Genomic DNA, 12,206 nt, shown 5'->3' with positions numbered 1-12,206 from the left:
TTTATCAATTTTAAAACAAAGATTTTTGAATCTGTAAATTTAGCCTTAAAAAATGAGCTATTTATGCATTGAATAACCTTGGAAAGTTTCCGTTATTCCGTATAAATTTGATTTTCCTGTTCTGCCACCCTAATAAAAGTAGTACGTTTGGTGAGTTCTTTTAACCGTCGAGCACCAACATAGGTACAAGTGCTTCTTAAGCCTCCCAAAATATCCTGCAAGGTGTTATCCACTTTACCTCTATATGGGATTTCAACTGTTTTTCCTTCACTGGCTCTGTATTCGGCAACACCACCAACATGTTTTTCCATAGCGGTAGATGAGCTCATCCCATAAAATTTCCGATAGGGCTTTCCATTTTTTTCTATAATCTCCCCGCCACTTTCATCATGGCCAGCAAACATACCACCCAGCATGACAAAGTCGGCACCAGCACCAAATGCTTTCGCGACATCACCGGGCGTTGTGCAACCACCATCGCTTATGATTTGTCCGCCCAAACCATGTGCAGCATCAGCACATTCAATAATAGCAGATAATTGTGGATAGCCGACCCCCGTTTTTATTCTGGTGGTACATACAGAACCAGGGCCAATACCAACTTTTACAACATCCGCACCAGACAATAATAGTTCTTCAACCATTTCGCCCGTAACCACATTTCCTGCTATAATGACTTTGTCTGGATATAAACCCCTCATTTTTTTTACAAAGTTTGCAAAGTGTTCAGAATAACCGTTGGCAACATCAATACAAATGAATTTAAGTTGTGGATTTCGACTAATAATGGTCGCTAATTTGTCGGAATCATGTTTGCTAATCCCTGTGCTAATGGCTACATAATCAGACATGGTATCCTGAGTATTTTCAAAAAACAGATTCCAATCATTAATGGTGTAATGTTTGTGTATAGCCGTAATCAATTTTTTACTAGAAAGGGCATGAGCCATTTCAAACGTGCCCACGGTATCCATATTTGCCGCCATAATGGGAATGCCTTCCCAAGTTACAGGGCTGTGCATAAATTTGAATTCCCTGTCTAAATTAACTTCCGATCTGCTTTTTAGAGTGGAACGTTTCGGACGGATCATAACATCCTTAAATCCTAGTTTTATATCATATTCTATGCGCATAAGTATCTGAAATTAATCCAATATCAAAAATATGTCTTTTTTAATATTTAGTATTATAAAATGCGACATATATTAAATGGCACTCAAAAACCATCATTGTTTTATGTATTTAATTAATTATGGATTATGTTTGTTAAAATAATAATTAAATGATGTTTTTATCTCCATCCAGCAAGTTTTCAAAACGTATTATTGGCCTATTTTTTTTGGCGTTGGTTGCCATTTGCGTTATTTTTTATTTGTTGTACAGTTACATGGATGAAAATAGGGATTTGTATGTTATTGCTACTTTCTTATTAGTTGTTGTATGCATATTGCTTATCGCAGTAGTATATCTTTTATGGAACAAAGCCCATGATGGGTATATTAAATCTGAATTGATTGATGAGATCAATAAACTAGAGAAAAGCTTAGAAAAAGCTAATTTACTTGTCGATCATAAATCAGTTTATCTGGCAAATATGAGCCATGAAATTAGGATACCCCTTAATGCTGTATTGGGAATGCTTAATATGTTGAAGAAAACGAATTTGGATAGTGATCAAATGGCAGAAGTTGAAATTGCCCAATATTCATCAGAACATTTATTACAGTTGGTGAATATGATTTTAGATAATGCTAAGTTTGAGCAGGACAATACAAATTTAAATTTAGTTGTTATAGATTTAGAGTCAGATCTATCTAAGCTTTTCAAAGTTTTAGAATATCAAGCTTGGGACAAAAACTTAGAGTTTGAATTTAAATTTTTATCAGAAAAGAAACCTAAATTCTTATTATTGGGTGATTTATCCCGAATACAGCAAGTGCTTATTAATTTAGTTAATAATGCCATTAAGTTTACGCATTCAGGTAAAATATCCATTACCATACACCAAACGGTTAGCAATGACGACAACCAAATTGTTACCTTTTACATTAAAGATACAGGTGTTGGGTTATCTCCTTTTGAAGTTAAAAAAATTTTTAAGACCTCTAAAAGTGATGACGTCTCAACCATGCAACATTATAGAGGTGGAGGCATGGGGCTTTCCATTTCATACAAATTGGTGAAATTAATGGGAGGTGAGTTAGAAGTTGAAAGTAAGGAGAATGAAGGTTCCATATTTTATTTCAGTTTACAATTGAAAAAGACGTTGAACCTAAAAACCGATACTAAAGATCCCGCAGTTGATTTATTGAATAAATTTGACTATAAATTTAGTGTGCTTGTAGCCGAGGATAATAAAATAAACCAAAAGGTTATTAAATTTTTGCTAGAGCAACAAGGAGCAGATTGTACCTTGGTGAGAAATGGACTTGAAGCCGTAAAATTGTATAGTGTTCTAGATTTCGATTTGATTTTTATGGATATTTATATGCCAGAAATGGATGGTTATGAAGCTACTAGAACCATTAAGGCAACAGATAAATATGCTAGAACCCTAACACCAATTATAGCTGTTTCGGCAAGTGCTTTTGAGGCTGATATTGAGAAAGCCAAACTATCTGGTGTTGATGATTTTTTGGCCAAACCTATTGAAACTGATAGGCTAAAAGAACTATTGGTTAAATATTCGCCACAAAAATCCGTCTAAATAAAGGTTATAGTTTAACGGCTATCATACTGATTTCAACATGTACATCTTTAGGCAATCTAGCAACTTGCACCGTCTCTCTAGCAGGTGCATTAGCGTCTTCAAAATAACTTCCATACACTTCGTTTATTAGAGAGAAATCATTCATATCACTAATAAAAATTGTAGATTTTACCACATTCTCAAAACTCATATCAGCAGCATTAAGAATCGCTTTCAGGTTTTCCATAACTTGTTTGGTTTCGGCTTTCACATTATCTAAAACCAATTTCCCGGTTTCTACATTTACAGCAATTTGACCAGATAGGTATAATGTATCTCCGCTTAAAATAGCTTGATTGTATGGGCCAATAGGCGTTGGGGCATTGGGTGTATTAATAACTTTTTTCATCTACTTATATATTAGTTAATTAAAGTCGTTGATCGGGCTGCCTACGTTTTTCGTATTTAAGGTCTTTTAAGATGTTGGATTTTATACCAATAAAAAAGTTCCATGAACTTATGGTACTAAAGGGAACCCAGCTAAAATTCATACGCCAACTTAACAAATCGCGTTCAAATCGTAATTGCGTAAACGTAAAACCGTTGCTTTTTAAATCATAACCAGAAGAAGCCCCAACCGACCATTTGGGAGATAATTCTATATCTCCAGAAAACATGAGGGAGTGCGACGATATTAAATTTTCCCTTCTGGCATTGGAATAGTTTACGGCATAGGCCAAACGCAAACTCCATGGAATTTTATTGTTATAAAATTCAGAAGGTGTTTCTTCTTCATCAGTATCTTCTTCCTCATCCAAGTTAGGATTGACATAATCTTGGGGTAGTCCAAATAAATCATCATCCCTACCACCGTTTCTCATATTCTCTTCAATACCTCTATTATTAGCGCCTTTTTTATTGTCTTTGCTAGAAAATGAGGTACTCGCGGTAAAATTGGCACTTGTAAGCCTAAATAGACTCCCACCGTTAGCGATATTGAATCTATCAATTTTATTGTTATTGTTATCTAGTGCATAAGGATCTAAAGTAGCTCCAAAATTAATACTTAATTTATTATCAAATAATTGGGTACCTCCAGTCATTCTCACGGGGCTCCATTGCAATGAGTCACCAGCAAGGTTATAAGCGGTTGAGAAATTTAAATTGTTTAGGAGGATAATTTTTTTTAATTCTGTAGCCGTAGTATCTTTATCTCTTACTTTGGCTTCAAAATTATTTGATACTGAAAGCCCTACCGAACTTGAAAACGTTTGATTCGGAATTCCAAAAATTGACCTCTCAAAACGGGTATACTCTACGTCACTAGTGGTTAGTCCGTCTGCACTTACAACCTCATAAGTATCATAATACCTATCAAAGGAAGGATTGACATTATAACTCACAGAAGGCCTTACAATATGCCTTATAGCTTTAATTTTGGTGTCTTTGCCTTCTTTTTCAAAATTGAACATGCCATAAATAGTGGTTCCCAAGCTGGCACTAAAATTATACGTTCTAAAAGTGTCAAAGTTATTAACAGTATCAATTACAACGGTTCTATTAATTTCATCAAACGATTTTTTTATGGTTTTGAAGGTCCAAACTTCATTATAATTGGTGCTAGCACTTAAGCTGAAGTGTTTAAATAATTTAAAGTTTGTACTTAACGGAATATTGTGTTGAAATCCGGCTTCGGCTTCTTTAAACATTTGCTTTGTAAAGAAAAGTGAATCGGTTGTTCTAATTCTATTTTCTCCTCTAACATTATATTGTAAGCTCACATTATGAATCATGCCTTTCTTTGTCCCAATTTTTGGTGCAAAAGGAAAAATCCTTCCAACACTACCTTGAAAAGTAGGCAGTGTCATATTAATTTCTTGGGTATTGGTGTTTTGGGTATGTGTGGCTGTAAGGCTTATATTTGTTTGCGGTTCTCCCTGAAATGTTTTGGAATAGGATACCGATGATGATAGCGTATTATTTAAAGTACTTCCAATATTTGCTTGATTAAGCGTGGTTCTATAATAAGCGCTACTACCTAAGTTTACGGAAGCGGAAAAACGTGAATTCGGACTCGATTTCCCATCTTGACTATGCGACCAACGTAAATTATAAACCGTAGCCCTTGAATAATCCGGAAAACCACGTTCGCTACTTATCAAGTTTTCATACCTAAATGCGAAGTTACCTCTAAATTTATATCGCAAGGCATAGTTGCTTTCCAAACGCAATCCATAACTTCCGTTGGTATAATAATCTCCTAAAACAGCTAAATCCACATAATCACTTATGGCAAAATAATACCCGCCATTTTGTAAAAAGTAACCTCTTTCGTTCTGTTCACCAAATGTAGGGATAATAATACCTGATGTTTGTGTCTCAGTCTGCGGAAAAAAACCGAACGGTAAACCTATAGGTGTTGGTACATCATAAATGAATAAGTTGGCCAACCCGGTTACTATTTTTTTTCCGGGCACTACCTTGGCTTTTCTTAATAAAATATAATATTCTGGGTCGTCAAGGTTTTCGGCTGTGGTATACTTTCCTCTGTTTATAAAGTAAACCGAATCGTTTTCTTTTTTTGTCATAGAGGCAATGACGGTGCCTCCAGATTGTTCGGTTACACTATTATAGATGAGTGCTTTTTCTGTTTTGGTATTATAAATTATGGAATCTGGTTCAACCACATTCTGGCCTTGGGTAAAAACAGGTGCTTGTATATATGTATTAGTTGAGTCTATAATACCTTTGGCGTAAACGGTGTTTTTGCTATAATCTACTGTAATGCTCCCTGCTCTTATATTGATATCGCCATACGTTATTTCGGCTTCGTTGTATAAATAAAGTTGTTTCTTTTTTTGGTTGAACGATGTGTAATCAGTTGCCTTATACGTAACAATATCCGTTAAAGTTTCTTTTTTTGGTTTTATGGAATCCTTTACAATGGTATCTTGAGCCTTTTCTGAAATTTCTGGAATCAACAAACTATCTACACTTACCACCACACTATCTTGGGTACTTGGCTCAATAGGATTTTGCTTTTTTGGGAAGTCTTGGGCGAAGCTATACATGTTGATAAACACTGTAAAACTTAATGCAAAAAGTATTTTAAAGTTGTTTGTATGCAACGCTTTTAAATGTATTTTTGTAAAAGTATGGCTCGGTTTTTGAAAAGCCAAAATTACATATATTTTTCTGTGATTAATTTAATTATTGAACAAAAAATTAAATTAAATTTAAGCTTAAATCCATTGAGTAATAAGTTGCATTTTTAGTCGTTAAAATCCATATGAGAACGAAAAGTTTATCCATTTTAGTATTCTTTATAGCCGTATTAACATTATCGTCATTTGTTGATGATGATAATGAACAAAATAAATCCGACAAGTTTGTTGTTGTTCTGGATGCAGGTCATGGTGGAAGAGACCCTGGAAACTTGGGCAATGGCTATAGGGAAAAAGACATTGCTTTAAATGTTGTGCTTAGAATTGGAGAAGAACTGGAGAAGAATCCAAACATCAAAGTTGTCTATACGCGTAAAACAGATGTGTTTGTTGATTTATTTGAAAGGGGAAAAATAGCCAATAAAGCGAATGCAGATTTGTTTGTTTCTGTTCATTGTAATGCACATAAATCTCAAGCTTATGGTACTGAGACTTTTGTTTTGGGTATCCATAAGAACCAAACAAATTTTGAAGTTGCAAAAAAAGAGAATGCCGTAATTTTCATGGAGAGTGACCATGAAAGTAAATATGCTGGTTTTGACCCTAATTCACCAGAATCTGCCATAAGTATCATATTAGGGCAAGAAGAATATTTAGACCAAAGTATATTATTGGCTAGCCTGATTCAAGATAATTTTACTAATAAACTAAAACGAACTAACAGAAAAGTAAAACAGGCAGGTTTGATAGTGTTACACCAAACCGTTATGCCTAGTGTTTTGGTTGAACTTGGATTTTTAACAAATACTGCTGAAGGTGCTTATCTAAATTCAAAAAAAGGTCAAAATGATATGTCATTATCGATTGCCGATGCCATATTAAAATATAAAAAGTCTTTAGATTTAAATGTAGAGGGTAGTGGACTCATAGACGAACATCTAGAAGATGCAGAAACACCCGAAATAACATCAACCAATGCCATTAGTCCTGATATAGAATTTAAAGTCCAAATTGCTGCCAGTTCTAAGGATTTAATCACAAAACCTTATAATTTTAAAGGATTGGAAGCTGTCTCTAAAGTTAAGGAAGATGGGTTGTATAAATATTTTTATGGGCTTACTTCGGATTATGATGTTATTAGAAAGCTTGAAGATGAAGCCAAAAGCAAAGGTTACACCTCCTGTTTTATTGTGGCCTTTAAACAGGGAAAAAAAATTCCATTATCCGATGCATTAAAAACAACAGCTAATTAAAGGCATTCTTTTTAAATTTATTTTAAATTTGTGCATCTAAACCCCTATGATTTTGAAAATATCAAAAGAAGTAAAAACCGCTATACTAGTTATTTTAGGAATTGCCCTATTTATTTTTGGATTCAATTATTTAAAAGGCAAAAACTTATTTGAATCAACAGATGTATATTATACCCAGTTTGATTACAATGCCTTAACGAAAGCCTCTACCGTTACCGTAAACGGGAATGTTGTAGGTAAAATTCAGGATATAAAATACGATTACGAAAGTGGGAAAACCATCGTATCGTTTACTGTAAACGATAAACTTAAGTTTTCAAAAAGCAGTACGGTACGCATGTATGAAACCGGTTTAATGGGGGGCAATGGTTTAGCTATTATCAATAGTTATGAAGGTGAAGTCGCTAAATATGGAGATATGCTTCAATCGGAAGTAGAGCCAGGACTCATTACGAGTCTGACAAAAAACTTTTCAGGAATCAGTGATAACTTGGATATTACTTTAAGATCAACAGATTCGCTTATCAACAATCTAAACAAAATAGTTATAGATGATTCTGAAGAAGGATTAAAAAGAACGATTGCCGAATTAAATTCAACATTAAAAGGATTTAAGCAATTATCTTCCTCAGCAAATGGTCTGATTTCTAAAAATGATGAGAACATAGCTGTCATACTTGAAAACTTTAAAACCACTAGCGCGAATTTATCGCTTTTAACAACAGAATTAAAAGATGCCAAACTAGGCAGCACCGTAGAGACTTTAAATAAAACAATTACAAGTTTAAATACCGTTTTAGCGACGATTGAAAAGGGCGAAGGCTCAATGGGAAAACTGTTAAAAGACGACGCCTTATATAACAATTTAAAAGGCGCTTCAAAAGAAATGGAAGAGTTGTTAAGGGATATTAAGCTTCACCCTAAACGCTATTTTAGAATTCTATCAAAAAAGGAAATACCTTATTCAGAAGAGGAGTTAGCTAACTAAGCATTTATGCATTATTTACCCAACATAGTATTTGTCATTGCACTCATTATTGGTATAGGTTATTTTGCGAAAAACGTAAAAAAACTAGTTCGGAATATAAAGCTGGGTCATGATGTTGATGTCAGTGATAATACATCTCAGCGATGGAAAAACATGGCGATGATTGCACTCGGGCAAACTAAAATGATGCATAGACCCATTTCTGGATTTTTGCACATTGTTGTTTATGTGGGATTTGTAATTATCAATATTGAAGTCTTAGAAATAATCATTGATGGCATTTTTGGTACACATCGCATATTCTCGGCAATAGGAAAACCCTATGGAGTTTTAATTGGTGCTTTTGAGATTTTAGCACTTTTAGTATTTGCTTCCGTCATTATTTTTTGGATTAGAAGGAATGTTATAAAATTGAAACGTTTCTGGAAATCAGAAATGACCACTTGGCCAAAAAGCGATGCCAATATCATTTTATATTTCGAAATGGTTTTAATGACCTTGTTTTTGGTCATGAACGCTACCGATGTTCATTTTCAAGACATGAATTCGGGAAACGTCATCAGTCAATTTATAGCGCCTTGGTTTGGTTCACTATCAGAAAGCACGCTTCATGTTATTGAAAGAACAGCATGGTGGCTGCACATTTTAGGCATTTTGGCTTTCTTAAATTATTTATACTTTTCAAAACATCTTCATATTTTATTGGCATTTCCTAATACGTATTATGGTAGTTTAAAACCACAAGGGCAATTCAATAATTTAGAAGCTGTTACCAAAGAAGTACGGTTGATGATGGATCCTAATGTAGATCCATTTGCTGTACCTGCTGAAGGTTCGGAAACGAACGTTCCAGCCAAGTTTGGTGCCAGTGATGTGCAAGACTTAAATTGGGTGCAATTATTGAATGCTTATACATGTACCGAATGTGGACGTTGTACCAGTGAGTGTCCAGCAAATCAAACAGGTAAAAAATTGTCTCCAAGAAAAATCATGATGGATACCCGAGACCGTTTAGAGGAAGTGGGTAAAAATATAGATTTAAACAAAGGCATTTTTAAAGACGACGGTAAGCAATTGTTGGACAATTATATAACTAGGGAAGAATTGTGGGCGTGCACGTCTTGCAACGCCTGCGTGGAAGCTTGTCCGGTAAGTATCAATCCGTTGTCAATTATTATGGATATGCGTCGTTATTTAGTCATGGAACAGTCAGCTGCTCCAGCAGAGCTAAACAACATGATGAACAATATAGAAAATAATGGTGCGCCTTGGCCATACAATCAAATGGACAGGCTAAATTGGAAAAACGAATAATTTAACTCATGAGCGAATTACTAAACGTGCCTACTATGGCAGAATTTATGGCTCAAGGCAAACAGCCCGAAGTATTATTTTGGGTCGGTTGCGCTGGTAGTTTTGATGATAGGGCCAAAAAAATAACGAAAGCCTTTGTTAAATTATTGAATAAAGCGAAGGTTGAATTTGCCGTGTTGGGAACTGAGGAAAGCTGTACCGGAGACCCAGCAAAACGAGCTGGCAACGAATTTTTATTTCAAATGCAAGCTGTAACCAATATTGAAGTGCTTAATGCTTATGAAATTAAGAAAATAGTAACTGCTTGTCCGCATTGCTTCAACACCATAAAGAATGAATACCCTGGATTGGGTGGCAATTATGAAGTAATGCATCACACCCAATTTTTAAAAGCCTTGTTAGACGAGGGACGTTTAACAATTGAAGGTGGGCAATTTAAAGGAAAAAGGATTACCTTTCATGACCCATGTTATCTAGGTCGTGCCAACAATGTATATGAAGCACCTCGCAATTTAATTAGAAAGTTGGAAGCCGAATTGGTGGAAATGAAAAATTGCAAACGTACGGGTTTATGTTGTGGAGCGGGAGGTGCGCAAATGTTTAAGGAAGCCGAAAAAGGTAATAAGGAGGTTAATATTGAGCGTACCGAACAGGCTTTGGAAGTAAAACCGGAAATCATAGCGGCAGGGTGTCCATTTTGTAACACCATGATGACCGATGGGGTGAAATCTAAAGATAAGGAAGGCGATGTTGCCATTATGGATATTGCTGAACTTATTGCTAATGCTCAAGACTTGTAAGTTCATTAATTGCTCTCCGTGTTAATCAAAAGTCGTAAATCAAAAATCAAAAACCGTAAATCATATTCATGTTAGTAGATTTCAATACATTACCAGAAGAATCACGTGTTTGGATTTACCAAGCTAACCGTTCTTTTACAGAACAAGAACTTGAAGAAATTCAATCTAAGCTAGATGTTTTTATAGAAAACTGGACGGTGCATGGCAGTGATTTACAGGCAGGTTATCTTATTAAATATAAGCGTTTTATTGTAATAGGATTAAATCAGAACTTAAATAAAGCTTCAGGATGTTCCATCGACGCCTCTGTTCATTTTATTCAACAATTGGAAAAAGAATATCAAGTGGATTTGATGGATAAAATGAATGTATCTTATAAACAAGGCGATTTTATAGCATACAAAACACTTCTTGATTTTAAAAAAATGGCTAAAGAAAAAGCCATTTCAAAAAACACCATTGTTTTTAATAATTTAGTGACCAGTATAGCAGAATTCAACGAAAACTGGGAGGTACCAGCAAGCGAAAGTTGGCACAGTAGATTTATTAAATAGGTTATATTTATCTTGTTTTTTTAACCTAAAAAAAACTTTCATATATCAAATAGAATAATGAATTTTACGGCTTGCAAAAAATCGAAAATATAGAATTATGGCGAATGAAATTATTTTATTAAATATTTCAGGACAAGATAAACCGGGCTTAACCTCTGCTTTAACTGGTGTTTTGGCAGAATATGGGGCCAAAATATTAGATATCGGACAAGCAAACATTCATGACACCTTATCTTTAGGGATGTTATTTGAGATTCAAGCAGGAGCAGATTCAGCAGCAGTTTTAAAAGACTTGCTTTTTAAATCTTATGAACTTGGTATCACTGCTAAGTTTACACCCATTTCACTTGAAGACTATGAAAATTGGGTTGGCTTGCAAGGTAAAAACCGATATATCATTACCATCTTAGGTGAAAAATTGGCGGCCAAGCAAATATCGGAAGTCACAAAAGTCATTTCAGAGAAAAACTTAAATATAGATTCTATAATCCGACTTACAGGACGTATATCTCTATTAAAAAAAGAAGATTATCCAAGAGCTTGTATACAATTATCCATTCGAGGTGAAATTACGGATAAAACAGAGTTTACTGCCAAATTTATGCAAATTTCTAGGGAGTTAGATGTGGATATTGCGTTTCAAGAGGATAATATTTACAGACGGAATAGGCGCTTGGTTTGTTTCGATATGGATTCCACTTTAATTCAGGCCGAAGTGATTGATAGATTGGCTGAATTGGCAGGCGTTGGTGATGAAGTCAAAGCCATCACGGAATCCGCCATGCAAGGGGAAATAGATTTCAAGGAAAGTTTTATTAGGCGTATGAAACTCTTAAAAGGGTTGAGCGAAGAGGTGCTTCAAGATGTGGCTATCAATTTGCCTATAACAAAAGGCGCTAGAAGGCTTATTGATACCTTGAAAGCCTACGGATTTAAAACAGCCATTTTATCAGGGGGGTTTACATACTTCGGTCATTATTTACAAAAGGAATTGGGTATAGACTATGTATATGCCAACGAATTGGAAATTAAGGACGGTGTGCTAACTGGCGGTTACGTTGGCGATATTGTTGATGGCGATAAAAAAGCAGAATATCTTAAAGAAATCGCACAAAAAGAAGGTCTGCACATTAACCAGACCATCGCTGTAGGTGATGGTGCTAACGATTTGCCAATGTTGAATCTTGCTGGCTTAGGAATTGCATTCCACGCCAAACCAACGGTAAAGGATAATGCGCAAAGTTCCATCTCTAGCATTGGCTTAGATGGTGTGCTGTATTTGTTAGGGTATCACGACAGGCATATAGATTTAATAGAATAGATTATTACAATCAGTAGTTTTGTTTACAAACTTGTTATAAATCTATCTTAAAGTCTTTTTATCTTCTTTTAAAAGTCTTATTTTGGCATGATTATTAGTGTATAATACTCACTAGTAATCTGC

The 12,206-nt window shown here is 34.9% G+C and carries 10 protein-coding genes; 7 read left to right on the top strand and 3 right to left on the bottom strand.

The genetic code is table 11. The features are described 5' to 3' along the window. Window positions 1-92: 92 nt before the first annotated feature. A complete protein-coding gene (locus CDH49_RS06040; RefSeq protein WP_100614558.1) occupies window positions 93-1,133 on the bottom strand; it encodes a GMP reductase in 1,041 nt (346 codons plus the stop codon). A 149-nt stretch (window positions 1,134-1,282) separates the two neighbouring features. Here CDH49_RS06040 and CDH49_RS06035 point away from each other — a divergent pair, with 149 nt between their 5' ends. Next, on the top strand, window positions 1,283-2,707 hold the full coding sequence (locus CDH49_RS06035; RefSeq protein ID WP_100614557.1) for a response regulator: 1,425 nt from the start codon (window positions 1,283-1,285) through the stop codon (window positions 2,705-2,707). 7 nt (window positions 2,708-2,714) lie between these two features. Here the strand turns inward: CDH49_RS06035 and CDH49_RS06030 are convergent, their stop codons facing one another. Further along, complete coding sequence (locus CDH49_RS06030) at window positions 2,715-3,098, bottom strand: RidA family protein (protein WP_100614556.1); 384 nt, start codon at window positions 3,096-3,098, stop codon at window positions 2,715-2,717. Window positions 3,099-3,117: 19 nt separating this feature from the next. Beyond that, the gene (locus CDH49_RS06025) at window positions 3,118-5,868 is read right to left on the bottom strand and encodes a putative LPS assembly protein LptD (protein ID WP_100614555.1); all 2,751 of its coding nucleotides are present in this window, start codon (window positions 5,866-5,868) and stop codon (window positions 3,118-3,120) included. A 110-nt stretch (window positions 5,869-5,978) separates the two neighbouring features. On the opposite strand from CDH49_RS06025, the gene CDH49_RS06020 reads away from it, so the two are divergent. The 6 genes from CDH49_RS06020 to serB all read left to right on the top strand — a co-directional run bounded on the left by CDH49_RS06020 (window position 5,979) and on the right by serB (window position 12,083). Further along, window positions 5,979-7,106, top strand: a complete 1,128-nt coding sequence (locus CDH49_RS06020) for an N-acetylmuramoyl-L-alanine amidase family protein (protein WP_100614554.1) — start codon at window positions 5,979-5,981, stop codon at window positions 7,104-7,106. Between the two features lie 52 nt (window positions 7,107-7,158). Next, entirely contained in the window at window positions 7,159-8,094 is a 936-nt protein-coding gene (locus CDH49_RS06015) for an MlaD family protein (RefSeq protein WP_100614898.1), read from the top strand. Window positions 8,095-8,100: 6 nt separating this feature from the next. Next, complete coding sequence (locus CDH49_RS06010; RefSeq protein ID WP_100614553.1) at window positions 8,101-9,408, top strand: (Fe-S)-binding protein; 1,308 nt, start codon at window positions 8,101-8,103, stop codon at window positions 9,406-9,408. Window positions 9,409-9,416: 8 nt separating this feature from the next. Next, window positions 9,417-10,208, top strand: a complete 792-nt coding sequence (locus tag CDH49_RS06005; protein ID WP_100614552.1) for a (Fe-S)-binding protein — start codon at window positions 9,417-9,419, stop codon at window positions 10,206-10,208. Between the two features lie 68 nt (window positions 10,209-10,276). After that, on the top strand, window positions 10,277-10,762 hold the full coding sequence (locus CDH49_RS06000) for an ABC transporter ATPase (protein ID WP_100614551.1): 486 nt from the start codon (window positions 10,277-10,279) through the stop codon (window positions 10,760-10,762). A 97-nt stretch (window positions 10,763-10,859) separates the two neighbouring features. Beyond that, complete coding sequence (gene serB, locus CDH49_RS05995; protein ID WP_100614550.1) at window positions 10,860-12,083, top strand: phosphoserine phosphatase SerB; 1,224 nt, start codon at window positions 10,860-10,862, stop codon at window positions 12,081-12,083. Window positions 12,084-12,206: the final 123 nt, after the last annotated feature.

Origin of the sequence: Confluentibacter citreus, from assembly GCF_002807055.1 — a bacterium.
Classification (GTDB): Bacteria; Bacteroidota; Bacteroidia; order Flavobacteriales; family Flavobacteriaceae; genus Confluentibacter; species Confluentibacter citreus.
Note: the sequence above shows the minus strand (reverse complement) of the source record. Positions and strands in the feature narration are given on the sequence as shown.